At 72.0% G+C, this 23,605-nt stretch carries 22 protein-coding genes; 14 read left to right on the top strand and 8 right to left on the bottom strand.

Annotation, left to right across the window (positions count from 1 at the left end; translation table 11 throughout):
* Nucleotides 1–50 precede the first annotated feature (50 nt).
* The gene (locus FHX52_RS22270) at nucleotides 51–1,262 is read right to left on the bottom strand and encodes an IS110 family RNA-guided transposase (RefSeq protein ID WP_141824838.1); all 1,212 of its coding nucleotides are present in this window, start codon (nucleotides 1,260–1,262) and stop codon (nucleotides 51–53) included.
* 271 nt (nucleotides 1,263–1,533) lie between these two features.
* Here FHX52_RS22270 and FHX52_RS22275 point away from each other — a divergent pair, with 271 nt between their 5' ends.
* The 8 genes from FHX52_RS22275 to FHX52_RS24025 all read left to right on the top strand — a co-directional run bounded on the left by FHX52_RS22275 (nucleotide 1,534) and on the right by FHX52_RS24025 (nucleotide 8,195).
* Nucleotides 1,534–2,478, top strand: a complete 945-nt coding sequence (locus FHX52_RS22275) for a Fic family protein (RefSeq protein ID WP_141824516.1) — start codon at nucleotides 1,534–1,536, stop codon at nucleotides 2,476–2,478.
* A 724-nt stretch (nucleotides 2,479–3,202) separates the two neighbouring features.
* Nucleotides 3,203–4,111: a CpaE-like family protein gene (locus FHX52_RS22280; protein ID WP_141824517.1), complete on the top strand. Its 909-nt coding sequence runs from the start codon at nucleotides 3,203–3,205 to the stop codon at nucleotides 4,109–4,111.
* The gene (locus FHX52_RS22285) at nucleotides 4,108–5,433 is read left to right on the top strand and encodes a TadA family conjugal transfer-associated ATPase (protein WP_141824518.1); all 1,326 of its coding nucleotides are present in this window, start codon (nucleotides 4,108–4,110) and stop codon (nucleotides 5,431–5,433) included. Before FHX52_RS22280 ends, FHX52_RS22285 begins: the two co-directional genes overlap by 4 nt.
* On the top strand, nucleotides 5,420–6,265 hold the full coding sequence (locus FHX52_RS22290; protein WP_185747434.1) for a type II secretion system F family protein: 846 nt from the start codon (nucleotides 5,420–5,422) through the stop codon (nucleotides 6,263–6,265). The genes FHX52_RS22285 and FHX52_RS22290 overlap by 14 nt, the downstream gene beginning before the upstream one ends.
* Nucleotides 6,262–7,047: a type II secretion system F family protein gene (locus FHX52_RS22295; protein ID WP_141824520.1), complete on the top strand. Its 786-nt coding sequence runs from the start codon at nucleotides 6,262–6,264 to the stop codon at nucleotides 7,045–7,047. Before FHX52_RS22290 ends, FHX52_RS22295 begins: the two co-directional genes overlap by 4 nt.
* Nucleotides 7,048–7,123: 76 nt before the next feature.
* Complete coding sequence (locus tag FHX52_RS24620) at nucleotides 7,124–7,369, top strand: DUF4244 domain-containing protein (RefSeq protein ID WP_141824521.1); 246 nt, start codon at nucleotides 7,124–7,126, stop codon at nucleotides 7,367–7,369.
* 137 nt (nucleotides 7,370–7,506) lie between these two features.
* Complete coding sequence (locus FHX52_RS22305) at nucleotides 7,507–7,839, top strand: TadE family type IV pilus minor pilin (protein ID WP_141824522.1); 333 nt, start codon at nucleotides 7,507–7,509, stop codon at nucleotides 7,837–7,839.
* Nucleotides 7,836–8,195, top strand: coding sequence for an Rv3654c family TadE-like protein (locus FHX52_RS24025; protein WP_185747435.1), 360 nt, complete (start codon nucleotides 7,836–7,838; stop codon nucleotides 8,193–8,195). Before FHX52_RS22305 ends, FHX52_RS24025 begins: the two co-directional genes overlap by 4 nt.
* Nucleotides 8,196–8,246: 51 nt before the next feature.
* On the opposite strand, the gene FHX52_RS22315 is transcribed toward FHX52_RS24025, so the two are convergent.
* Entirely contained in the window at nucleotides 8,247–8,711 is a 465-nt protein-coding gene (locus FHX52_RS22315; RefSeq protein ID WP_141824524.1) for an RrF2 family transcriptional regulator, read from the bottom strand.
* A gap of 86 nt (nucleotides 8,712–8,797) precedes the next feature.
* Here FHX52_RS22315 and FHX52_RS22320 point away from each other — a divergent pair, with 86 nt between their 5' ends.
* Nucleotides 8,798–9,337: a P-loop nucleotide/nucleoside kinase family protein gene (locus FHX52_RS22320; protein WP_141824525.1), complete on the top strand. Its 540-nt coding sequence runs from the start codon at nucleotides 8,798–8,800 to the stop codon at nucleotides 9,335–9,337.
* A 141-nt stretch (nucleotides 9,338–9,478) separates the two neighbouring features.
* Here the strand turns inward: FHX52_RS22320 and FHX52_RS22325 are convergent, their stop codons facing one another.
* The 6 genes from FHX52_RS22325 to FHX52_RS22350 form a co-directional block, all read right to left on the bottom strand.
* On the bottom strand, nucleotides 9,479–10,489 hold the full coding sequence (locus tag FHX52_RS22325) for a sulfate/molybdate ABC transporter ATP-binding protein (protein ID WP_141824526.1): 1,011 nt from the start codon (nucleotides 10,487–10,489) through the stop codon (nucleotides 9,479–9,481).
* Entirely contained in the window at nucleotides 10,486–11,292 is an 807-nt protein-coding gene (cysW, locus tag FHX52_RS22330; protein ID WP_141824527.1) for a sulfate ABC transporter permease subunit CysW, read from the bottom strand. Before cysW ends, FHX52_RS22325 begins: the two co-directional genes overlap by 4 nt.
* Entirely contained in the window at nucleotides 11,289–12,248 is a 960-nt protein-coding gene (gene cysT, locus FHX52_RS22335; protein WP_246070331.1) for a sulfate ABC transporter permease subunit CysT, read from the bottom strand. Before cysT ends, cysW begins: the two co-directional genes overlap by 4 nt.
* Nucleotides 12,245–13,279 carry a sulfate ABC transporter substrate-binding protein gene (locus FHX52_RS22340; RefSeq protein WP_141824528.1) on the bottom strand — a complete coding sequence of 345 codons (1,035 nt, stop codon included), beginning with the start codon at nucleotides 13,277–13,279 and terminating at the stop codon, nucleotides 12,245–12,247. The genes cysT and FHX52_RS22340 overlap by 4 nt, the downstream gene beginning before the upstream one ends.
* A gap of 242 nt (nucleotides 13,280–13,521) precedes the next feature.
* The gene (locus FHX52_RS22345) at nucleotides 13,522–13,812 is read right to left on the bottom strand and encodes a DUF5818 domain-containing protein (RefSeq protein ID WP_141824529.1); all 291 of its coding nucleotides are present in this window, start codon (nucleotides 13,810–13,812) and stop codon (nucleotides 13,522–13,524) included.
* Between the two features lie 152 nt (nucleotides 13,813–13,964).
* A complete protein-coding gene (locus FHX52_RS22350) occupies nucleotides 13,965–16,319 on the bottom strand; it encodes a DEAD/DEAH box helicase (RefSeq protein ID WP_141824840.1) in 2,355 nt (784 codons plus the stop codon).
* A gap of 218 nt (nucleotides 16,320–16,537) precedes the next feature.
* On the opposite strand from FHX52_RS22350, the gene FHX52_RS22355 reads away from it, so the two are divergent.
* The 5 genes from FHX52_RS22355 to FHX52_RS22375 all read left to right on the top strand — a co-directional run bounded on the left by FHX52_RS22355 (nucleotide 16,538) and on the right by FHX52_RS22375 (nucleotide 23,577).
* Complete coding sequence (locus tag FHX52_RS22355) at nucleotides 16,538–16,897, top strand: anti-sigma factor antagonist (protein WP_141824530.1); 360 nt, start codon at nucleotides 16,538–16,540, stop codon at nucleotides 16,895–16,897.
* Nucleotides 16,898–16,949: 52 nt separating this feature from the next.
* Nucleotides 16,950–18,494 (top strand): DUF7059 domain-containing protein, encoded by a 1,545-nt coding sequence (locus FHX52_RS22360; protein ID WP_141824531.1) that lies wholly within the window; start codon nucleotides 16,950–16,952, stop codon nucleotides 18,492–18,494.
* A 268-nt stretch (nucleotides 18,495–18,762) separates the two neighbouring features.
* Nucleotides 18,763–19,590 (top strand): TetR/AcrR family transcriptional regulator, encoded by an 828-nt coding sequence (locus FHX52_RS22365; RefSeq protein ID WP_246070332.1) that lies wholly within the window; start codon nucleotides 18,763–18,765, stop codon nucleotides 19,588–19,590.
* An 85-nt stretch (nucleotides 19,591–19,675) separates the two neighbouring features.
* Nucleotides 19,676–21,406: an ABC transporter ATP-binding protein gene (locus FHX52_RS22370; RefSeq protein ID WP_141824532.1), complete on the top strand. Its 1,731-nt coding sequence runs from the start codon at nucleotides 19,676–19,678 to the stop codon at nucleotides 21,404–21,406.
* On the top strand, nucleotides 21,406–23,577 hold the full coding sequence (locus FHX52_RS22375) for an ABC transporter ATP-binding protein (RefSeq protein WP_141824533.1): 2,172 nt from the start codon (nucleotides 21,406–21,408) through the stop codon (nucleotides 23,575–23,577). The genes FHX52_RS22370 and FHX52_RS22375 overlap by 1 nt, the downstream gene beginning before the upstream one ends.
* Nucleotides 23,578–23,605 lie beyond the last annotated feature (28 nt).

Raw genomic sequence — 23,605 nt, forward strand, 5'->3', positions numbered from 1 at the left:
AGTCAGGAGGCACTCGCGGGCGCGCCTAGATATCCCAGGTTCGTAGCGTGTCAAGCGGCCAAGGGTTGGCGGTGTCCCCAGGCGGTGTGTTCGTCGTAGGGGGTTCGGTGGATGAGGCAGCCGTGCAGGATGCCGACCCAGTGGTTGCCGAGGGCTCGGAGCGCTTGGTGGTGGGTGTCGCCGGCGGCGCGGCGTTGGTCGTAGTAGGCGCGGGCGCCGAGGCTGGGTTGCAGGGAGCAGAAGGCCCACTGGTCGATGGCGTCGTAGAGCCGCGTGTTGCGCGCGTGTCGGGCCAGGACGGCTCGCTTCTTGCCCGAGGCGATCGTGATCGGGGAGGTCCCGGCGTAGTTCCTGCGAGACTTGGCGTCGGTGAACCGTTCGGGGTCATCCCCGAACTCGCCGAGCACCCGGGCGCCGAGGACGTCACTCAGGCCTGGCAGCGAGAGAAGGATGTCGGCGTCCGGGTGCTGCTCAAAACGGCGTTCCAGTTGCGCCTCGAGCTCGGTGAGCTGGGTGTTGACCGCGGTGATGATCGCGACCTGGGCGGTGACCACGCTCGCGTAGGCCGCTGCGACGGCCTCGGGCGCGTGGAGCTGCTCGGTGCGCAGCACCGCGTGGATCCGCTCGGTGACGGTGTCGAGGTTGCGTCGCCGGCCACCGGCGCGCAGGGCCGCCCTCAGCTTGGGGCGGGTCAGCCGCGCGGCGGTTTCGGGATCGGGGGCCCGGCTCAGGACCGCGAGGGCGTCGCGGTCGTGCAGGTCCTCGAACGCCGCCAACGCGGCGGGGTAGAAGTCCCGCAGGGCGTTTCGCAGCCGGTTGGTCTCTCGGGTGCGTAGCCACACCAGTGACTGCTGGGCTCGGGCCAGGACCTTGATCCCCTGCACCTGGTCGCTGTCGCCGGCCACGACCCGATGGTTGTGGGCGTCGGTGCGCACCAGGTCGGCCAGCACCTTCGCGTCCCCGGTGTCGGACTTGCCGCCGCCGACGTGGTGGCGGTCCCGGTAGCGGGACACGGCCTTGGGGTTGACCGCGTACACCCGGTACCCCGCCGCGACCAGCGACGCGACCCACAGGCCGTGGTCGGTTTCGATCCCGACCATCACCTCCCGCGGGTCCTCGGCGTGCTCGGCGAGCAGCGCGTGGAAGGCGCTGACCCCGGCCACTCCCTCGGGCAGTCGCCTGGCGGCGAGCTTCTTGCCCGCCTCGTTCATGACAAGGACGTCGTGGTGATCCTCGGCCCAGTCGTTGCCGACGAAGATCAACGCGACCACCTCCTTCACCTCGATCGGGACCACGTGCAACGAGCCGAGACCGCCCGGGCCGCGACCTAATGGATCAGTGCTCACCACCAGGTGGGGCACGACATCCCATCAGCGCTCAACGGGCGACCTACCTGCCGGTCGGGACACGATCTAGGCGTAGAGATCAGGCCTCAGGGTGATGTGGTGTTCACCGACCGACGGCTCGGCCAACAGCCTCCCACCCCAACCACGCGTCAGGAGCGGGGAGACAGCACCCCATTAGGGTGGTTCGGTGCCCGACACGACGCCCAGCCAGACCGCCCTGCTCCAGCAGCTGACCGCGCTCACCGACCTTCCCGGTGTGGCCGAGGTGGCCGAGCGGGCCCGTGAGGCGGGAACGCGGCTGCGCTTCCACGAGGCGCTGCGCCGCCGGATTCCCGAGGCGGCCGCCGAGTCGCGGGTGCGCGGCGCGCGGGCAAGTGCCGCGCTCGACGGCGCCGACCTGCCGGTGGAGCTGGTGCGCGAGCTGATGAGCGGGGCCCGCCCGTGGCCCGACGAGCTCGACGCGGGCATCGCCACGCTCAAGGGAGCCGTCGCCGCCACCGCCGAGACGGAGCGGGTCGTGGCGCTCGTGCGCACGGCGCCGCTCCAGGCGCTCGCCCGACTGCACGTTGCGGCAGGTGCGCCGCTCGCCGGGCACGTCGCGGGGGCAGAGGCCGGCCCGCTCGCCGGGGGCGGGCCTGGCGTTGGGAGTGCGCTGGGGAGTGCCGACACGCTCGGGCGGCCGCGGGTCGGTGACGAGACGTCCGACGAGTTCGTGGACCTCGGGCCCGCGCCTGCGCCGACCATCGTCTCGAGCCGGCTCGCGGGGCTGTCGGAGCTCGTGCTGGCCGGGGCGTCGGCTGCGAATCGGGTTCCGGCGGCAGTGATCTCGTCGATCGTGCATGCCGAGATCGTGTCGATCCGTCCCTTCGTCCACGGCAACGGCCTCGTCGCCCGTGCCATGGAGCGCGTGCTCGTGCAGGCTCTCGGGCTCGACCCGACCGGGGTGTCCGTGCCTGAGGCCGGCCACGTCGCGAACGGCGGGCCGGCCTACCTCGGGGCGCTCACGGCATACGGCACGGGGACCGCGTCGGGGGTGGGTCTGTGGCTCACTCAGGCCGGCGAGGCGCTCGTGCGCGGTGTCGCGGAGGGGGAGCGGATCAGCGACGCCGTCCGGGCGGGGCGGCTGGGCTGAGGCTGCGCCGTGGCTGCATGGCGGCTGAGCGGGGGCTGAGCGTGGTGTCCACCATGGTGGACACTTTCTGCCCACAGAGGGGTGACGGGGTCTGTCGCCACGCCGAGCGCGTGCTGTAGAACGGGGTTAGGAGCCACATCGCCGAGAGGCGTAGGGACGGATCCCAGCAAGGCAGAAGTCCCGAGAAGGCACCGAGTACCCACGCGAGAGCAGTTCACTTGGAACAGTCCACCCCCGGGCACGAAACCCGGGGCGACACATCGAGAATGCACGCTTGGTAGCTCGCTCCTTCTCTTGGAGGCCCGCAGGACACCGTCCTGCGGGCCTTCAGCCTGTGCGCCCGCGGATGTGGCAGGCACACCCCTTGTCGCCCGTCTGGTGTGGCCCGCACAACTGACAATAAGTGTCAAATCACCCTCGGTCGGACATGTCGGTTTGCATTACAGGATCGAGGGGTCAAGGATTGAAAGCGCGCTCCCCTTCTGGGTTGAGCGCCACGAGAATGGCACTCCCCCCGGCGCCAGGATCGTGAGGTGGCCTCCGTCTCCCCCCCTGACGGAGGCCACCGCCCTATCCGGGGTCTGATGCGGCGGGGCGCTCGTGCTGGGACGCTGGGTCGCCCGGAGCGGGCAGCTGTCCACACCTCCCCGAGGCCGCGGCCGGGTTGTCCACCGAGGGCGGTATGCCGCTCGGCGGGGGCCCGCGGCTGGGTGACGGTGGGCGCATGGGAAACGTCATCGCCTTCGTGCCGGCCACCGGTGGGACCGGGTCCACGACGCTTGCGGCGGCCGTGGCCGTGCGAGCCGCAGCCGCCGGGCGGTCGTGCGTCGCCGTCGACCTCGACCGGCTGTCGGGGCGCCTCGACGTCGTGCTCGGCATCGAGCAGGACGAAGGGTGGCGCTGGCCCGACCTCGCCGACGTTGCGGGTGTCGTGGACGGGCGTCGGCTGGTGCGGATGCTGCCGGCGGCCCGCGGCGCTGCGGCGCTCACCTTCGGCGCGGCAGACGCCGTGGCGGACGGGCTGGCGCCGGTGGGTGGGGCGCTGGGGCATGGCGGAGCGCTGGGGCCCGATGGGGCGCTGGGGCCGGGCGGAGCGCTGGGGCCCGGTGGGGCCCTCGCGCCGGGCGGGGCGGCATACCGGCTGGAAGACGTCGAGGCGTGGCTCGAGCGGGCCTGTGACGTCGTGGCGGGGCTTCGTGAGGCGACCGACGTCGTCGTGCTCGACTGCCCGCGCGACGAGAGGGTGCTGGAGGCGCTGGCCGACGAGATCGATGTCGTGGTCCTCACCGTGGGCACCGACGTGGCGCAGGTGGCCTCAGCGGCCGCCGCGGTGCCGCTCGTGCGCCAGGCGCTCGACGGCGTGCGGCTGAGACCGAGCAGTGCGAGCCCCGGGCCGCTCGTGCCGCCTCTGGAGCCGTGGGTCGTGCTGCGCGGCGGGCGGGTCGACGAGCAGCTCCTCGACCTGCTCATGGACCACCTCGACGTGCCTGTCGTCGGCGCTGTCGCCGACGACCGGCACCTGCGCGCCGACCTGGCGGCCGGGTGCCCACCGGGAGCGCGGGGGCGTGGTTCGGTCGTGGAGATGGCCGACCGGTTGCTGCTGCGCCTCGTGTCCCAGCTGGACGCGGCATGAGCCTCAGTCCTGCCGTCTGGCAACGCGTGCGCGACGGGGTCGGTCCCGACGTCGAGGCAGTCTCCGCCGTGGCCCGTGAGGAGGTGGGCGCCCTGGGCGCCCGGCGAGTCGACGACTCCCGGCGGTCGATGGCCTCACGGGTCCTCGGCGCGGGCGTGCTCGACCCCTTCCTGTCCGAGCCACACGTCACCGACGTGGCCGTCAACGGCGACGGTCGGGTGTGGGTCGACCGCGGCGACGGCATGGAGTGGACCGGCGAACGACTGGGCAGCGACGATGCGCGGCTGCTGGCCGTGCGCCTCGCGGGAGCGGCCGGTCGGCGGCTCGACGAGGCGAGCCCCTGGGTCGATGGCCAGCTGCCGTCGGGGGCGCGGTTGCACGCGATCCTGCCGCCGCTGGTCGCGGACGGGGCGCACATCACGATCCGGGTGCCGTCCCGAGAGCAGGCGTCGCTCGGGGAGCTCGGCGAGCGTGGGATGTTCCCGCCGGAGTGGCTGCGGGTGCTCGAGGCGCTGGTGCGCCGACGACTCGCGTTCCTCGTCTCCGGTGGCACCGGCGCGGGCAAGACGACGCTGCTCGCATCGCTCCTCGGGTGCGCCGACCGGGGCGACCGGCTGCTGCTCGTCGAGGACGTGCGCGAGCTCGCGGTCGACCACCCTCACGTCGTTCGGCTCGAGGCGCGGCCCGCCAACGTCGAGGGTGTCGGAGAGATCACCCTGACCACCCTCGTGCGGCAGTCGCTGCGCATGCGCCCCGACCGCATCGTCGTCGGGGAGGTCCGTGGGGCCGAGGTGCGCGAGCTGCTCGCCGCCCTCAACACCGGCCACGAGGGTGGCTGCGGCACGATCCATGCGAACGCGCCGGCTGACGTCCTGGCCCGCCTCGAGGCGCTCGGCGCGCTGGCAGGGCTCGGCCCCGAGGCGGTGCGGGCCCAGGCGGCGGCTGCCCTCGATGTCGTGCTGCACGTCGTGCGCGACGGGTCGGCTCGTCGCCTGAGCTCCGTCGCGGCCGTGCTGCGACAGGCGGGCGGGCCGGTCGTCGTGCCGGCGCTCGACTGGCGTGGCGGTTCGTCGGTGCCGGTTGCCGGACCGGCCTGGCCGGTGCTGAGCGCGCGTCTCGGCCTGTCCGACGGCTCACTCGAGGTGCTTGTTGGCGACTTAGGCGCCGATGACTTGGTGGGTGCCGAGGCGCCTGTCACCGAGGCGCCCGGTGCCGAGGCCCGCCGTGCCGGCGCGCGGGGTGAAGGCGCGCGGGGTGAAGGCGCGCGGGGTGCCGAGGGGCTCTCGTGGACCTCGGGTAGGGGTCTCGATGCCGATCGGTGAGGCACTGGCGCAGGCCGGCGCCAGCATGCGGGGGGTCTGGCCACCTGCCGTGCTCATCGGACTGCTCGTCGCGGGCTCCGTTCTCGCCTGGCCCCGCCGCGTGGGGACGGAGCGAGCGGTGCTCGCCGGGCTGGAGGCTGTCGGTGGAGACTCCTCAGGCCGATCGCACGGGCTCAATTCGTCTGTGTGGCACGAGGATCCGCTCCTGCTCTATCGCCGGTGGCGGCTGCGGCGCGACCGCGAGCACCTTCTCGACGGGGTGCTCGTCCTGCTCGACTCGATGGCTCCGGCGCTCACGATGGGCCTGCCCCCGACGCGCGCCCTCGCCCTCGCGGCCGAGGCGACGTCGAGCGGCGCGCTCGACACCGGGCAGGCGCCAGGGCGTCGCCGAGGCGACAGCGAGCTCGACCGCCTGACCGGGTCGCTCACTGCGGCAGCCGCGCGCGGTGGTGCGCTCGCAACCGTGTGGTCCGACTGGGCGCGGCTCACGAGGGCGCCGGAGATCGCCTTCGTCGCGTCGGCCTGGGCCCTGTCGGAGCGTCACGGCGCACCGCTCGCGGTGGCGGTCGAGCGCGCTGCGGTCGGATTGCGTGAGGCACGAGCGAGGCAGCGCAAGGTGCGCGTGGCCGTCGCCGGCCCGCGTGCCACGGTGACGGTCCTGACCGTGCTGCCCCTCACCGGCCCGGCCTTCGGGCTCGCCTGCGGCATCGACCCGGCGAGCCTCTACCTGGGGTCGCGCATCGGGGCGGTCAGTGCCGTGCTCGGTGTGGCGCTCATCGTCGTCGGACGACTCTGGTGCCGCCGCATGATTCGCAAGGCGGTGGCATCATGACGTGGCCGGTGATCTGCGTCGCGGTGCTCCTGGCGGGGGCAGTGCTCGTGCTGCCGACCCGCGTCGACGCCGACGTGCAGCACCTCGATGTCGACGGCTCCGGCGCACAGGGCGTGACCGCCCAGGGCGCGGCCGCACGCAGCGCGACTGCCCGGGACGCGACCGCCCGGGACGTGACTGCGCACAGCGCGACTGAGCAGGGCGTGACCGCCCAGGGCGCGACTGCCCAGGACGTCACCTCGGTGCGTGGACGTGGTCTCCGCGGAGGGGCGCCTGCTGACGACCACGGCGAGCGGCGCTGGGTGGGCCCTCGGGCACGGCGTTCCGGCCGTGGCCGAGCCGAGCATCGTGATGCCGACGAGGTTGCCGCGGCGATGGCGCTGCTCGCTCTCGCCTACCGCACCGGCCTGCCGACGTGGCAGGTGCTCACCGCCGTGGCGCAGACCAGCGCCGACCCGGTGGGCTCGGACCTGCGACAGGTGGCGACCGCCCTCCAGTGGGGCGCGTCCGAGGCGGAGGCCTGGGCCTCGGTCGGGCCGGCGTGGGCTGCAGCCGCCCGCGTGGTCTCCCTCGCGCACGCCGGCGGCGTGCCTCCCGGTCCGCTGCTCACGGCTGCTTCGGACGACCTGCACCGCGCCGAGCTCGACCGTCTCGAGGTGGCTGCCGCCCAGGTCGGCGTGCGTCTCGTCGCGCCCCTCGGGCTCGTCCTGCTGCCGGCGTTCTGCCTGACAGCGGTCGTCCCGCTCGTCGTGGCGCTGGGCGGCCAGCTCCTCGTCGGTTGACCGGCCTCGCGTCGCCGGTCCGTGCTCCCTTCCTCGCGACACACGCGAGGACCATTGAGAAGAAAGAGAACTCGACATGACACATCGCAACATCACGTCACGGGTCATCCGGCCTCGGGGTGGTGACTGGACGAGAACGTCGCGCCGCACGTGGCGTCGCATCCTCCGCCGGGCCGAGGCGGGCATGACGACCGCGGAGTATGCCGTGGGCATCATGGCGGCCTGCACCTTCGCCCTCGTGCTGCTGGGGGTGGTGCGGTCGGATGCAGTGCGAGGCGCCCTCGCCGGCCTCGTGCAGAGCGCCTTGGGGCTTGCGGGTTGACGCATTACGGGTCTGGGGTCGCCTGCACGACACGCCGTCTCGGTCCTCCGGGCGGCCGTGTCGCCTCCCCGCACTGCAGAGGGTGCGGGGAGGCGGGGCGACCCGAGGCGCGCGCTGGCGATGCTTCCGACGCCGGGATGGTGACGGCCGAGCTGGCTGTCGCGATCCCGGCAGCGGTGCTCGTCCTCGCCATGTGCCTCGCGGGAGTCACCGCCGGCATCGACCAGATCAGGTGCGTCGACGCAGCACGTCTGGCGGCCCGCTCGGCTGCGCGGGGCGACAGCGCTGGTGCGGTGCGGGCGACGGCGCTGTCGGCAGCTCCAGCCGGGGCGAGCGTGGCACTGGCCTCAGACAGCGCCACCGTCACCGTCACTGTCGAGGTGCGCTCGGGTGGCTGGGGCGGCGTCCTGCCGTCTTGGGGGCTCGTCGCCCGGGCGACGGCACCCCGCGAGTCGGGGAGCGACCCGTGAGGGCGGCCGCGCGAGATCGCGGCAGTGCGTCCGTCATCGTCATCGCGGTCATCGGGGTGATCGTCGTGTTGAGCGCGGGTGCGCTCATGCTCGCCGGTGCCGTGCGAGCAAGCCATCAGGCGCGGCTCGGGGCTGACCTCGCCGCCATCGCCGGAGCCCAGCACCTGCGCGACGGTGCATCCGCGGCGGAGGCCTGTGCCGTCGTCGCGCGGATGGCGACCATGAACGGCACTGCGCTGCAAGCCTGCTCGGTCAGTGGCACCGCGGTCTCGGTGACAGTGGTGGCGAGGTCGTCGTCGTGGCCCGAGCCGGCCATCGCCCGAGCGCGGGCCGGGCAGCAGTCCCCGGTTCCTTGATGCGGTCCTCGAGTCGGTCCTTGAGGCGCTCCGGTACGGCGGCCTCGCCCGTCAGCGGTTCTCCCAGGCGTCCGGGGCGTTGAGCAGCTGCTGCACGCGGTCGGGCAGGTTGCCGGTGCGCAGGTCGGCCAGCGACGTCTCGTCGAGGACCTCCCGCAGGCTCGCGCGCACCGCCACCCACAGGCTGGGCAGGTGCTCGGCCACGCCCTGGTATGCCGTTTCGTGCGGACGCAGGCCGCGCACTTCCGCGAGGGGTCCGTCGACCGCACGGAAGACGTCACCGACGTTGATCTCACTCGCCGGCCGACCGAGCACGTAGCCCCCGCGGGCCCCGCGGCGGCTGAGGACGAGGTCGTTGCGCCGCAGATCGGCGAAGATCGCCTCGAGGAACTTCCTCGGCAGCTCCTGCTGTGTCGCCAGGGCGTCGATGCTCACGGGGCCGGATCCGCTGGACTCCGCCTCCGCGAGGATCAGCATCGCCCTCACGGCGTAGTCCACACGGGCAGAGATGTCCACGCACCGCAGTCTGCCGCACGATGGGTCCCACGGCTCCCACCCACGGCTTTCGCCCGCGTGCCACGGTGGAGTCCGAACGGAGGGTGATGATGCGGCGACCGACGATGTTCCTGATGGTGGGCCTCCCGGGCACCGGCAAGACCACTGCGGCGAAGCGGATCGAGACCGAGCACGAGGCCCTGCGTCTCACCAAGGACGAGTGGATCAAGGCCCTCTACGGGCACGAGAACCCGCCGTGTGAGTCCGACGTGATCGAGGGACGGCTCATCGAGATCGGGCTGCGCGTCCTCGAGCTCGGCTGCAACGTCGTCATCGACTACGGGCTGTGGAGCCGAGACGAGCGGTCGGCCCTGCGGCAGGCTGCGGCAGATCGCGGCGCCGCGGTGGTGATGCGCTACGTAGAGCTCTCACCGGCTGAGCAGCGCAGGTCCCTCGACGAGCGCCAGGCGAAGGCACCGCACACGACCTGGCTGATCTCCGACGAGGAGCTCGCCGCGTGGGCGGCACTGTTCGAGGTCCCGACGCCGGGGGAGCTCGACGGCAGCGAAGCCGTCGACGTCCCACCCGACGGCTGCGCGACCTGGGACGAATGGCGGACCCAGCGCTGGCCGCCATCGGTCACCTGACGCATACGCCCTCGTGCTGCGCCCACAAAGCGCGCCGCGACTGCCGGCAGACGACCCCTCTCACCCAATCGAGAGAGCACTTCGTCGGGCCTTGAGTGCCGACGAAGTGCTCTTTCGATTGGGGGGCTCTCCTCGATCGGGTCAGATGGCGAGGGCTGGGTCGTGGTCGACGACTGTCGAGCGGCTCGTGGCGCGGGCGTGGATCGTCTCGCCCTCGTGCAAGCCGAGCTCGGCCGCATCGCGGCGGGTGATCTGGGCCGCGAAGCGCTCACCCGAGTCGGCCCGCAGGTCGATGCGGACCTCGAAGCCGAGCGGCACGACACGCTCGACGGTCGCCGTGATGACGCCGGGGGAGTCGGCCACCTTGGCGTCGAGGGCGAGCGCAGTAGTGCGGTCGCGATCGAGGACGATGTCGTGCGGGCGCACGAGCTGCCCGCCGAGGGTCGCCACCGAGCCGAGGAAGCCCATGACGAAGTCGTTGGCCGGGCGTTCGTAGAGCGTCACGGGGTCGCCGACCTGCTCGATGCGACCGTGGTTGAGCACCGCGATGCGGTCGGCGACGTCGAGCGCCTCCTCCTGGTCGTGCGTGACGAGCACGGTCGTCACGTGGACCTCGTCGTGCAGCCGCCGGAGCCACTGGCGCAGGTCGGTGCGCACCTTGGCGTCGAGCGCCCCGAAGGGCTCATCGAGGAGCAGCACCTGAGGATCTACCGCGAGCGCTCGGGCCAGGGCCATCCGCTGACGCTGGCCGCCCGAGAGCTGCGCGGGATAGCGGTGCTGGAAGCCGTCGAGCCCGACGATCTCGAGCAGGTCGTCGACCTTCTTGGCGATCTCGGCCTTGGGTCGCTTGCGGATCGTCAGGCCGAAGGCGACGTTGTCGCGCACGGTCATGTGCTTGAACGCCGCGTAGTGCTGGAAGACGAACCCGATGCCGCGCCGCTGCGGCGGCTCGGCGGTGACGTCGCGGCCGTCGATGGTCACGGTGCCCCCGTCGAGGCCCTCGAGGCCGGCGATGGCGCGCAGCAGGGTCGACTTGCCCGACCCGCTCGGCCCGAGCAGGGCGGTCAGCGAGCCGCTCGGGATGTCGATGTCGACGTCGTCGAGGGCCAGGAACGAGCCGTAGTGCTTGCGGGCTGCGGTCACGGTGATCATCGGTCGCTCCTCTTGCGGTCGAGCAGGGTCATGAGCAGCAGCACGAGGAGAGCGATGCCCATGAGGAGGGTGGCGGCGGCATACGCGCCGTAGGTGTTGTGGTCGTCGATGTAGCGAGCGTGCACGAGCAGCGTCAGCGTCTGCGAGACGCCGGGGAAGCCGGAGGAGACCATGATGACCGCGCCGAACTCGCCGAGCGCCCGGGCGACCGTGAGCACGACACCGTAGGTCAGGCCCCAGCGGATCGCGGGAAGCGTGATGCGCCAGAAGGTCTGCCAGCGGTCGGCGCCGAGCGTGGAGGCCGCCTGCTCCTGCTCCGTGCCGATCTCGTGGAGGACCGGCTCGACCTCACGCACGACGAAGGGCAGCGTGACGAAGATCGTCGCGAGCACCATGCCGGGCAGGCCGAAGATGACCTGGAAGCCGGCCCGGTCGATCGCGCCGAACCAGCCGTTCACACCCCAGAGCATGATGAGCGAGACGCCGACGACGATCGGTGACACCGCGAAGGGCAGGTCGACGACCGCCTGGAGCAGTCCGCGACCGCGGAACCGGCCACGCACGAGCGCGAGCGCCGTGACGACGCCGAAGACGACGTTGAGCGGCACGACGATCGCGATGATGAGCAGCGACAGGTTGAGCGCGGAGATCGCGGCCGGCGTGCTGATCGAGGCGATGAAGGTCGCGAGGCCCGGCTCGAAGGCGCGCCAGAGGATGACCCCGATCGGCACGGCGACGAGGACGAAGAGGTAGCCGAGCGCGACGACGCGAAGGGTGATGCGGGTGCCGGTGCCGACTCTCATGCGTCACGCTCCTCTCGGCGTTGCGTGCGGCTCGCGACGACCCGCAGCACGAGCAACGTCGCGAAGGCGATGGCGAGCAGCGCCACCGACACCGCGGCGGCGTTGACCGGTCGGTCGATCTCGATCTGCTGCTGGATGTACTGCGAGGCGACCTGCGTCTCGCGGGGGATGTTGCCGCCGATGAGCACGACCGAGCCGTACTCGCCGATCGCCCGGGCGAAGGCCAGGCCCGTGCCGCTGAGGATGGCGGGGGCCAGGGTGGGCAGGACGACGCGCCGGAAGGTCGTCCAGCTCGACGCCCCGAGCGAGGCTGCCGCCTCCTCGACCTCGCGGTCGGCCTCGATGAGCACGGGCTGCACCGACCTCACGACGAAGGGCAGCGTGACGAAGAGCAGCGCGACGATGAGGCCCCACCGAGTGGCGTTGAGGTGCACGTCGATCGGGCTGTTCGGGCCGTAGAGCGAGAGCAGCACGATGCTCGCCACGATCGTCGGCAGCGCGAAGGGCAGGTCGATGATGGCGTTGACGAAGCGCTTGCCCCGGAAGTCGTCGCGCACGAGGACCCACGCGATGAGCGTGCCGGTGACGGCGTTGACGACGGCGACGATCGCCGACACGAGCACGGTCACCCAGAGGGCGGCGATGGCTGCCGGCGCGGTGACCGCGTCCCAGAAGCCGGCCCAGCCCTCCGAGAAGGCAGCGACGGTGAGCGCCGCGAGGGGGAGCAGGACGATGACGCTCAGCCAGAGCGTGACGATGCCGATGCCGAGCGGGCGCACGGTGCCGACGCGTCTGCGCTTCGGCGTGGTGCCGGGGGTTGCGGACCCTCGGGAGCGCCCGCCCTCACCGGCGCCGTCAGTGGTCGTCTCGGACGCGTCGCGGCCGCTCGACCCCGGACGCGACAGCGGGGAGGCCGAGTGCTCGGCCCCCCTGCTGTCGATGGCGTTCGAGGTCACTGCGTCGCCTGGTCGTAGATCTTGGCGATGTCACCGACGTCCTTCTTGAAGAGGCTGCCGTCGACCGACTTCCAGCCGCCGAGGTCGGCGATGGTCCACAGCTTCGCCGGCGCCGGGAACTTCGAGGTGTACTCGGCTGCGACGGTCGCGTCGACCGGGCGGAAGCCGGCCTCGGCGATGAGCTTCTGTGCCTCGGGCGTGTAGAGGTAGGTGTTGAACGCCGTGGCGGCAGCCAGGCTCTTGCTGCCCTTGAGGACGGCGGCCGGGTTCTCGATCTTGAACGTCTGCGGCGGGGTGACGTGCTCGACCGGGTCGCCGTTCTTCTCGATGAAGAGCGCCTCGTTCTCGTAGCTGAGCAGCACGTCGCCGCTGCCCTGCAGGAACGTCTCGGTGGCCTCGCGGCCCGACTTCGGCTGGACCTTGACGTGGTCCTTGACGAGGGAGGTGATGTAGGCGAGACCGGCGGCCTTGTTGGTGCCGCCGTCGCTCTTCGCGGCATACGGCGCGAGGAGGTTCCACTTCGCCGAGCCCGATGAGAACGGGTTGGGCGTGACGACCTCGACACCGGGCTTGAGCAGGTCGTCCCAGTCCTTGATGCCCTTGGGGTTGCCCTTGCGCACGACGATGGTCACGACCGAGCCGAAGGGAATTCCCTTGTGCTCATTGGCATTCCAGTTCGCATCGACGAGGCCGGCGTCGACGAGGCGCGTGACGTCGGGCTCGACCGAGAAGTTGACGAAGTCGGCCTCGGCGCCGGCGGCGACCTTGCGGCTCTGGTCGCCCGAGGCGCCGTAGCTCTGCTGGAACTGCACTCCCTTGCCGGCGTCGGTCTTCTGGAAGGCGGGGATCAGCACGTCGAAGGCGACCTTCGGGACGGCATACGCGTAGAGGTTGACGGTGCTCGTCGCTGCCGCTCCCGCGGCGGTGGAGCCGGGCTGGGCGACGACGTCGCTCGAGCCGCCGGCGCACGCCGACAGGGCGAGGGTCCCCGAGGCGGCTACGGCGGTGAGGGCGATGAGGGGGCGTCGCATGGTGGGCTCCTGGATCTCGGTGACTTCGAGGACGTCGGGCGGGGGCCGGCGGGTGCCGGTCGTCCGGGGCGAGCGGCTGCTCTCCTATCGGATGACTGGGAGTTTTGAATAGCATGGCGTTACTGGTCAAATAACGCACGCTTATGTCTCAGAGTGTGGGCCGACGAGTGCCCGCCACAGCGCCATCGCCGGGCCGGCTGGTCCGGTCGGCGGGCCAACCACTCGGCCAGCCCGTCGGTCGGTCAGTCAGTCGACAGCGTGCGGACCCGGAGCAGCGGCCCCACCATCGTCGTCGTCCTGACGTCTGTCGCCCGGTCGCCGTGGACCGTCACGCGGGCGCCCTCCTGCACCTCGACCTGCCAGCTCGGCGGGAAGAGCAGCTCCCATGTCGTGCCGTCGTCGGCGGCGAGGACGAGCGGGCGCGTCTCGACCGCGGCCCGCTGGAGCGTGCCGCGCACGACGACCTCGGGCGCCGACCGTGCCGCGCGCTCCCGGCGGATCGCACGCTCGGCCTGCTCTCGCAGCTCGGCCACCACGTCGCGGCGTCGCCGCGCGGGCGGATCGCTCTCTCGATCGGGGGGCTCGGTTGCCGGTTCGGCCGACGAATCGCTCTCTCGATCAGGGGTGGGGCGTCGCCCCGTAGGCGGATCGCTCTGTCGACGGCTGGGGGGTCTGCTGCGGTGCGTCACGACGAGCTCCCTTCCGCGTCCCGGCTCGCCCCAGCATGGCGCAGGGTGAGGTCGAGCAGCGCGATCGCGCCGGCCTTGTCGAGCGGCTCGTTGCCGTTGCCGCACTTCGGCGACTGGATGCACGAGGGGCAGCCCGCCGCGCACTCGCAGGCCGCGATCGCCGCTCGCGTCGCGCCGAGCCACTCGCGCACCCGCCGGAAGCCACGCTCGGCGAAGCCCGCGCCGCCCGGGTGCCCGTCGTAGATGAGGATCGTCGGCAGGCCCGTGTCAGGGTGCATGGCCGTCGAGACGCCGCCGATGTCCCACCGGTCGGCAGTGGCGAAGAGGGGCAGCATCCCGATCGCCGCGTGCTCGGCCGCGTGCGCCGCCCCCGGTATGCCGGCCTCGTCCACCCCGGCCGCCGCGAGCTCCGCGACGGGCATCGTCCACCACACGGCGCGCGTGGCGAGGGTGCGCTCGGGCAGGTCGAGGGGGTGCTCGCCGATGACCTCGCCGCCCGGCAGGCGACGCAGGAACGACACGACCTGGCCGCGCACCGTCACCTGGCCGAAGGAGCAGCGCAGCGGCCCCCACTGCTCGTGCTCGAGCTCGCGGCCGATGTCGAAGTCGCTGACCGACTGGGCCTGCGTCGTCCAGCCGGGGTCACCGCGCACGGCGAAGGCCGCGTGGTCGTCGAGGTCGAGCTCGGTCACGACCCAGGTCTGCCCCTGGTGCAGGTGCACCGCGCCCGTGTGGACCTGCGCGTGGGCCGAGGACTCGTCGACCGTGCCGACGACGCGCCCGGTGCGGGTCTCGATGATGCGCACCGGCTCGCCGGCGCCGCGCAGCGAGAGGTGGTCGGCGGGCCGGTCCTCGCGTGCCCAGAACCACCCGCGCGGCCGGTGGCGCAGGATCCCGCGCGCGACGAGGGCCTCGAGCAGCCTCCGGGTCTGGCCCCCGAAGAGCTCGAGGTCGGCCTCGGTGAGCGGCAGCTCCGCTGCAGCCGCGGCGAGGTGCGGCGCCAGCACGTGGGGGTTGTCGGGGTCGACGACCGTCGCCTCGACGCCGCGCCCGAAGATCGCCTCGGGGTGGTGCACGAGGAACGTGTCGAGCGGGTCGTCGGCGGCGACGAAGACGGCGAGCGAGCGCCCTCCGGACCGGCCCGCGCGACCGGCTTGCTGCCACAGCGATGACAGCGTGCCCGGCCAGCCGGCAAGCAGCACCGCGTCGAGGCCGCTGACGTCGACGCCGAGCTCGAGCGCGTTCGTGGCGGCGAGCCCCAGCAGCTCCTTGCTGCGCAGCGCCCGCTCGAGCTCGCGCCGCTCCTCGGGCAGGTAGCCGCCGCGGTATGCCGCGATGCCGGCTTCCGCGGTCACCGGCACCCGCTCCCTGGCGATCGACGCGACGACCTCGACGCCGGCACGCGAGCGGGCGAACGCGACGGTCTGCACCTGCTCGCGCACGCACCCCGCGAGCAGCTCGCCGGTCTCGGTGATCGTGCTGACGCGGCGTGGTTCACCGTCCTCACCTCGCACGAGCGGGGGCTCCCAGAGCGCGAACGTCATTGGGGCGCGGGGGGATCCGTCACGCGTGACCGCGCTGACCGGCATACCGAGGAGGCGGCTCGCGTGGGCCTCGGGCTCGGCCACGGTGGCCGATGCGAAGACGAAGGTGGGGCTGGCCTTGTAGCGGGCGGCGATGCGGCGCAGCCGGCGCAGGACGGCCGCGATGTGGGCGCCGAAGACGCCCTTGTAGACGTGGCACTCGTCGATGACGACGTAGCGCAGCGCCCGCAGGAACGAGCTCCACCGGTCGTGCCGCGGCAGGAGGGAGTGGTGGAGCAGGTCGGGGTTGGTCAGCACGAGGTTCGCGTGGTCGCGGATCCAGCGGCGCTCGTCGGTCGGGGTGTCGCCGTCGTAGGTCGCCGGGCGCACGCCGGGCAGGGCGAGGCCCGCGACGCGGCTCAGCTGGTCGGCGGCCAGAGCCTTGGTGGGGGAGAGGTAGAGCGCCGTCGCGCCGCGGCCGTTGGGCGCCGAGGCGCCGGCGACGAGGTCGCTGAGGATGGGCAGCAGGTAGCCGAGGCTCTTGCCCGACGCGGTGCCCGTGCTGACGACGACATGGCGCCCCGCGTGCGCCGCCTCGGCGACCTCGACCTGGTGGGCCCACGGCCGCTCGATCCCCGACCCCAGCAGCGCCCCGAGGAGCGTCGGGTCGACCCACGTCGGCCAGTCGGCGTGGACGGCAGAGCGCGCGGGCACCTCGTGGACGTGGACGAGGCGCTCCGGGTGCTCGCCGACGAGGGTGCGGAGCAGTGCGTGCGGGTCGGACGTCCCGCCTCGCAGGGTGCCTCCCGCCCCCTGCGCACCATCCATCACGGCCGCCGGCGCGGTGGCCGTGACGCGGGTGGAGCGGGCCGAGCATTCCATGTGGAGCAACCGTATGCCGTCGGGGTACGGTAACCGTCGAGCGGGGCATGTTACCCCGCGGTTCAGGCCAAGGACGGCTCCTCCAGAGCCCCCTGCGCTCGATCCGAGCAGGCCGGCTCTGCAGGCACCTCCAGCAGACACGTGGGCAAACGAAGGGACGACAGGTGGATCTCTCGATCAGCCGAGCCGACCACGGCGATCGCACCGTGGTCCATCTCGGTGGTGAGATCGACGTCTACACGGCGCCGCTGGTCCGCGAGAAGCTCGACGAGCAGATCCAGGCGGGTCGCACCGACCTCGTCGTCGACCTCACCGACGTCAGCTTCCTCGACTCGACCGGCCTCGGCGTGCTCGTCGGACGGCTCAAGCTCGCTCGCACGCGCGGCGGCTCCATGCGCCTCGTCGGCACCGACGACCGCGTGCTCAAGGTCTTCGCGATCACGGGCCTCGACAAGGTGTTCGAGATCCACCCCGACGTCGCGAGCGCCCTCGCTGCCGGTGTGACGCCGGCCGAGACGTCCTGAGCGCCGCCCGGCCTGCGCCCCGTCGTCCTCTCCGCCCGAAGGATCTGACGCCGTGAGCGCACGCACCACGCCGGTCGTCGACGCCGGGCTCATCGCCCTGTTGCGCGCCGACCTGACGGCTGCCGACTTCACCCTCGACGGGGTCGCCGAGCGCCTCGGTCCGGTCGCCTCGGCTGCGCTGCACCGCGAGCAGGCTCTGCCGGCCCTCCTCGCGACTGACGGGGCGCAGGACGCCTGCGGAGTGCTCATCCGCCTCTTCACGCTCGGGCGGCCGGTGCCGACTCGGGCCCTCGCATCCGCGCTGCCCACGCTCGGCCTCGACGGGGCACGCGCGCTCGGCCTCGTGGCGGGCGGCGGAGCGGGCGAGCCCGCCGAGCCCGCCGACGGCTGGGGCAGTGCCACGTGCGACCTGCGGCCGTATGCCGACGACGCACACGAGTGGTGGGTCGCCTCCGACCTCTCCGAGGTGTCGACGGGCCAGGCGCTGCCTGAGGATCACGTGCTCGGCATCGGCGGAGCGTCGACGACGCTGGCCTCGTGGACGATCCGACGCCCAGCCCGCCGGGCTCTCGACCTCGGCGTCGGGAGCGGGGTGCAGGCGCTGCACCTGTCGTCGCACTGCGACAGCATCGTCGCCACCGACATCTCCGAGCGAGCCCTCGCGTTTGCCGCCTTCACCGCTGCGCTCGCGGGCGTCGACCTCGACCTCAGACAGGGTGACCTGCTCGAACCCGTTGCGGGAGAGTCGTTCTCGCTCGTCGTGAGCAACCCGCCCTTCGTCATCACCCCGCGCACCGACGACGTGCCGCTCTACGAGTACCGTGACGGCGGCCGGGCAGGCGACGCGATCGTGCGCGCCCTCGTGCGCCAGGTCGGCAGCGTGCTCGAGCCCGGCGGGGTCGCCCAGTTCCTCGGCAACTGGGAGGTGCCGGCCGGTCGTACCTGGCGCGACGTCTGGTCCGACTGGCTCGACGAGCAGGCCCGCGACGGCGTCGCCCTCGACGCCTGGGTCGTGCAGCGCGACTCGCAGGACCCGGCGGAGTACGCCGAGCTGTGGTCGCGTGACGGCGGCTCGCTCCCGGGGAGCCCCGAGCACTCGAGGATGTATGCCGCCTGGCTGGCCGACTTCGCCTCGCGCGGCGTCGAGACGGTCGGCTTCGGCGTCGTCACCCTGCAACGACCCGAGACCGACCGTGCGACGTGGCGGTCGCTCGACGAGGCGCCCGGTGCCGTGGCCGCACCGATGGGGCCGGCCGTCGATGCCGGGCTGCGAGCGCGCACCTGGCTCGCCGAGCACTCCGACGACGAGGTGCTCGCCGTCGCATGGTCGTGCGCCCCCGACGTCACCGAGGAGCGGCACGGCCGACCCGGCGCCGACGACCCGAGCGTCATCCTCGTGCGTCAGGGCGGAGGGCTGCGACGGGTGGTCCGCGCTGGGACGGTGCTCGCGGCATACCTCGGCGTGGCCGACGGCACGCTCACGGCGCGGGCGGCACTGGACGCGATCGCGGGGCTGCTCGGGCTCGATGAGGGTGAGGTGCGCGCCGAGATCGTGCCCCAGCTGCGCGACCTCGTCGCCGACGGCCTCCTCCAGTAGCCCCGCACGCCCGCACGCCCGCACCCACCCCCGATTCGAGGTGATGCCGGGGGCCACGTGGGTGCCAGGATCACCTCGAACCGGCGGGGCCTTGTCCCTGCTTCGAGGTGATGCTGGCAGGGACGTGGGGGTCAGGATCACCTCGAACGGGCGGGGCCTTGTCCCTGATTCGAGGTGATGGCGGCAGGGACGTGGGGGTCAGGATCACCTCGAATCGGGGGTGGGCGAGGAGGAGGTGAGGTGGGCTGGTTCGACAAGGGAGTTGTGAGTGAGCGCTCACTCATTCATGATGGAGGGCGTGCCGACCCGAACCGACCCTGTGGAGCGCCGCGAACGCTCCGGCCGGGCCGCCCCCATGAGCCGCGACGACCGGCGCGACGCCCTCGTCGACGTCTTCGTCGAGCTCGCGCACCGCGAGGGGCGCAAGCCGACGACGAGCGAAATCGCGCAGGAGGCCGGCGTCGCGGAGGGCACGATCTTCCGCGTCTTCGCGACCAAGGAGGCCCTGGAGCGCGAGGCCGTGCAGGCGGCCTTCTGCCCCGCGCCGGTGCGGCGACGGATCACCTCCATCGACCCCGAGGGTTCGCTGCGTGAACGGCTCGTCGACTTCACCCGCATCATGCAGGCGCGCTTCACCGAGGTCTTCGGCCTCATGGCCGCCCTCGGGCTCACCGAGCCGCCCAACCGCGGGCCGCACCTCGCCTGCTACGAGGCCGGGCGGCACCTGCGCAGCGAGCTCGGCCACGACGACCAGCACGACGACGACCACGCCGCCGCCCACCAGCCGCTGCTCGACTCGATCCACGCTCTGCTCGTCCACGACGAGGACCACCTCGTCGTGCCCGCGGCCGACCTCGTGCACCGGCTGCGCCTGCTCACCTTCTCCGGCAGCCACCCCGGCATCGCCGACGGCCAGGTGCTGAGCCCCGAGGAGATCGTCGACACGGTGCTCTTCGGTCTCGTCTGCCGGCCGCGCACCGCGGAGTCCGGGCTCGGCATCGCGGAGCTCTACGAGCAGCTCGGTGGCGACCCGCGAGGGCTCGCGACGCCGCTGCCCGACCGGACGGCATACGCCCGCGACCGGAGGCCGTCATGACGAGCCCGCGCGCGACAAACCAGTTGACCCTCACCCCACGTGAGTCCCTAGCCTCGCTCACGTTCACCCGACGAAAGGCGCCCTCATGCTGATGCGGTTGCTGCGCACCCATCTGCGCCCCTACCAGGGCCAGATCGTGTTCATCGTGCTGGCGCAGTTCGTCAGCACGATGGCCTCGCTCTACCTGCCCAGCCTCAACGGGCAGATCATCGACGAAGGGGTCGCCAAGGGCGACACCGGCTTCATCATCAGCCACGGCGCGATCATGCTCGCCGTCAGCCTCGTGCAGATCTCCGCGGCCGTCGTCGCGACCTACCTCGCGGCCAAGGTGGCCATGGGGATGGGGCGCGACATCCGTGGCAACGTCTTCGGCACGGTCGTGGGCTTCTCGGCGCAGGAGGTCACCCGCTTCGGGGCGCCGACCCTCATCTCGCGCAACACGAACGACGTCACCCAGGTGCAGATGGTGACGTTCATGGCCTTCACCCTGCTCGTCACGACGCCGATCATGATGGTCGGCGGCATCATCATGGCGCTGCGCGAGGACGTCGGGCTGTCGTGGCTCGTCGCGGTCGCCGTGCCGCTGCTCGGCCTCTGCGTCGGGCTCGTCATCTCGCGGATGGTGCCCTGGTTCGGCCGCATGCAGACCTCGCTCGACGGGGTGAACCGGGTCATGCGCGAGCAGATCACCGGCATCCGCGTCGTGCGGGCCTTCGTCCGCGAGGAGCACGAGGAGGCTCGGTTCGCCGAGGCCAACGGTCAGCTGACGAACGCCGGCCTGAGGGTCGGACGGCTCATGGCGCTCGTCTTCCCGATCGTCATGCTCATCTTCAACCTGTCGACGGTCGCCGTCATGTGGTTCGGAGCCCACCGCATCGCGACGGGTGACATGCAGATCGGCGAGCTGACGGCCTTCCTGTCCTACCTCGTACAGATCCTCATGGCCGTCATGATGGCGACCTTCATGGCGACGATGATCCCCCGCGCGTCGGTCTCGGCCGGGCGTCTCGAGGAGGTGCTCGACACCGAGACCACCGTCGTCGAGCCGGCCCGCCCCGCGCGACTGCCCGTCGGCGCGGCCGGTCTGGCCTTCACGGCGGTCGACTTCCACTACCCCGGCGCCGAGTCCGCAGTGCTGCACGACGTGACCTTCGAGGCCGCGCCGGGACGCATGACGGCGATCATCGGCTCGACCGGTGCCGGCAAGACGACACTGCTGGGCCTCGTGCCGCGCCTCTTCGACGCCTCGAGCGGGGTCGTCTCCGTCGGCGGCGTCGATGTGCGCGACGTCGCGCTCGACGACCTGTGGAGCCGGATCGGGCTCGTGCCGCAGAAGCCCTACCTCTTCAGCGGCACCGTCGCCAGCAACCTTCGCTACGGCGACTCCGAGGCGACCGACGCCGAGCTGTGGGACGCCCTGCGCATCGCGCAGGCGCAGGAGTTCGTCCAGGCGATGGGTGGCCTCGAGGCCCCGATCGCCCAGGGCGGCACCAACGTCTCCGGCGGTCAGCGGCAGCGACTCGCGATCGCCCGGGCCATCGTCAAGCGGCCGGACATCTACCTCTTCGACGACTCGTTCTCGGCGCTCGACCTGTCGACCGATGCGCGGCTGCGCCGGGCCCTGCGCCCGGCCACGGCCAACAGCACCGTCGTCATCGTCGCCCAGCGGGTCTCGACGATCGTCGACGCCGACCACGTCATCGTGCTCGAGGACGGCCGCATCGTCGGCCAGGGCACACACGAAGAGCTGCTCGACACCTGTGAGACCTACCAGGAGATCGTCGAGTCGCAGCGCAGCGCGGAGGTGGCAGCCTGATGTCCGAGGGAGTCAAGACAGCGGAGGAGAAGGCAGCCGAGGCGCGTCGCGGCCCGGCCCGTCGTGGCGGCCCGCCGCACATGACGATGGGCCAGCCGGCCGAGAAGTCGCTCGACTTCGGGCCGTCGGCCAAGCGACTGCTCGGGCGGCTGCGGCCGCACCGCGTCAAGGTCGTCGTCGTCCTCGTCTTCGCCGTCGTCAGTGTCGCACTCAGCTCGATCGGCCCCAAGATCCTCGGCCGCGCCACCGACCTCATCTTCGCCGGGGTCGTCGGTGGGCAGATGCCTGCCGGCGCCAGCAAGACGCAGGTCATCGAGGGCCTTCGGGCCAAGGGGCAGGACCAGCTCGCCGACCTGCTGAGCAACGTCAACTTCGTGCCGGGGCAGGGCATCGACTTCAGCGCGCTCGCGAGCGTCCTGCTGCTCGTCATGAGCCTCTTCGTCGCGGCGTCCTTCCTCATGTGGGTCCAGGGCTGGATCCTGCAGGGCGTGCTCCAGCAGACGATGTTCGACCTGCGCCAGGAGGTCGAGGCCAAGCTCAACCGGCTGCCGCTGCCCTACTTCGACAACCAGCCGCGCGGCGAGATCCTCAGCCGGGTCACCAACGACATCGACAACGTCGGGCAGTCGCTGCAGCAGACGCTCTCGCAGCTGCTCAACTCGCTGCTCACCGTCGTCGCCGTGCTCGGCATCATGTTCTGGATCTCGTGGTCGCTCGCGCTCATCGCCCTCGTCAGCATCCCGATCTCGATCATCGTGACGACGCTCATCGCGAAGCGCTCTCAGAAGCTCTTCGTCCAGCAGTGGCGCAACACCGGTGAGCTCAACGGCATCGTCGAGGAGACCTTCACCGGTCACGGCCTCGTCAAGGTCTACGGCCGCCAGCAGGAGACCGCCGACGACTTCAAGGTCAAGAACGACGAGCTCTTCGGAGCCGCGTTCGGGGCGCAGTTCATCAGCGGCCTCATCATGCCGGTCATGATGTTCGTCGGGAACCTCAACTACGTCGCCATCGCCGTGGTCGGCGGCCTTCGGGTCGCGAGCGGCACGATGAGCCTCGGCGACGTGCAGGCCTTCATCCAGTACTCCCGCCAGTTCACCCAGCCGCTGACCCAGGTCGCCTCCATGGCGAACGTGCTGCAGTCCGGTGTCGCGTCGGCGGAGCGGGTCTTCGAGGTGCTCGACGCCCCGGAGCAGGAGGCCGACGTCGCCGAGCCCGCGCGCATCGAGGACCCCCACGGTGCTGTGGCCTTCGAGGACGTGTCCTTCTCCTACACCCCCGAGAAGCCGCTCATCGAGCACCTCGACCTGTCGGTCAGCCCGGGGCAGACGGTCGCCATCGTCGGTCCGACCGGTGCCGGCAAGACGACGCTCGTCAACCTCATCATGCGGTTCTACGAGCTGAGCTCGGGCCGCATCACCCTCGACGGCGTCGACATCCGCGAGCTGACGCGTCACGACCTGCGCGCGCGCATCGGCATGGTGCTCCAGGACACGTGGCTCTTCGGCGGGACGATCCGCGACAACATCGCCTACGGCCGCCCGGGGGCCACCGACGCAGAGGTGCTCGAGGCCGCCCGGGCCACCTACGTCGACCGCTTCGTGCACTCGCTGCCCGACGGCTACGACACGGTGCTCGACGACGAGGCGTCCAACATCTCCGCCGGCGAGAAGCAGCTCATCACCATCGCCCGCGCGTTCCTCTCCGACCCCGCGCTGCTCATCCTCGACGAGGCGACGAGCTCGGTCGACACCCGCACCGAGCTGCTCGTGCAGCACGCCATGGCGGCGCTCCGGTCAGACCGCACGAGCTTCGTCATCGCGCACCGCCTCTCGACCATCCGCGACGCCGACCTCATCCTCGTCATGGAGGAGGGCCGCATCGTCGAGCAGGGCTCGCACGCCGAGCTGCTCGCCCGCGGAGGCGCTTACGCGACGCTGTATGCCGCCCAGTTCGCCGGCGCTGCAGCTGACCTCGACGAGGAGTTCGGCGTGCAGGGCGCGGCTGCGGGAGGCCCCCCGTCGGTGCGTGAGGACGGTGCTGGGAGCCCGCCGGACGGCATACCGGAGATGGCTGGAGTCGGTGGTGGGGCGCCTGGCCCGACCGGCGGCTCGGGCGCGCCGGCCCCTGACGCCGCGGTGCCCGCCGACCCCGCGGACCGCGCGCCCTGACCCGGGCGCGCCTCGGAAAGCGCTGCGG

The sequence above is a fragment of the Humibacillus xanthopallidus genome, assembly GCF_006717145.1.
Classification (GTDB): Bacteria; Actinomycetota; Actinomycetes; order Actinomycetales; family Dermatophilaceae; genus Humibacillus; species Humibacillus xanthopallidus.

Coding starts and splice junctions, on each gene's coding strand:
- FHX52_RS22280 (WP_141824517.1), top strand. CDS start 3,203: ATGGGAAACGTCATCGCCTTCGTGCCGGCCACCGGTGGGACCGGGTCC.
- FHX52_RS22285 (WP_141824518.1), top strand. CDS start 4,108: ATGAGCCTCAGTCCTGCCGTCTGGCAACGCGTGCGCGACGGGGTCGGT.
- FHX52_RS22290 (WP_185747434.1), top strand. CDS start 5,420: ATGCCGATCGGTGAGGCACTGGCGCAGGCCGGCGCCAGCATGCGGGGG.
- FHX52_RS22295 (WP_141824520.1), top strand. CDS start 6,262: ATGACGTGGCCGGTGATCTGCGTCGCGGTGCTCCTGGCGGGGGCAGTG.
- FHX52_RS24620 (WP_141824521.1), top strand. CDS start 7,124: ATGACACATCGCAACATCACGTCACGGGTCATCCGGCCTCGGGGTGGT.
- FHX52_RS22305 (WP_141824522.1), top strand. CDS start 7,507: ATGGTGACGGCCGAGCTGGCTGTCGCGATCCCGGCAGCGGTGCTCGTC.
- FHX52_RS22320 (WP_141824525.1), top strand. CDS start 8,798: ATGATGCGGCGACCGACGATGTTCCTGATGGTGGGCCTCCCGGGCACC.
- FHX52_RS22325 (WP_141824526.1), bottom strand. CDS start 10,489: ATGATCACCGTGACCGCAGCCCGCAAGCACTACGGCTCGTTCCTGGCC.
- cysW (WP_141824527.1), bottom strand. CDS start 11,292: ATGAGAGTCGGCACCGGCACCCGCATCACCCTTCGCGTCGTCGCGCTC.
- FHX52_RS22340 (WP_141824528.1), bottom strand. CDS start 13,279: ATGCGACGCCCCCTCATCGCCCTCACCGCCGTAGCCGCCTCGGGGACC.
- FHX52_RS22350 (WP_141824840.1), bottom strand. CDS start 16,319: ATGGATGGTGCGCAGGGGGCGGGAGGCACCCTGCGAGGCGGGACGTCC.
- FHX52_RS22370 (WP_141824532.1), top strand. CDS start 19,676: ATGCTGATGCGGTTGCTGCGCACCCATCTGCGCCCCTACCAGGGCCAG.
- FHX52_RS22375 (WP_141824533.1), top strand. CDS start 21,406: ATGTCCGAGGGAGTCAAGACAGCGGAGGAGAAGGCAGCCGAGGCGCGT.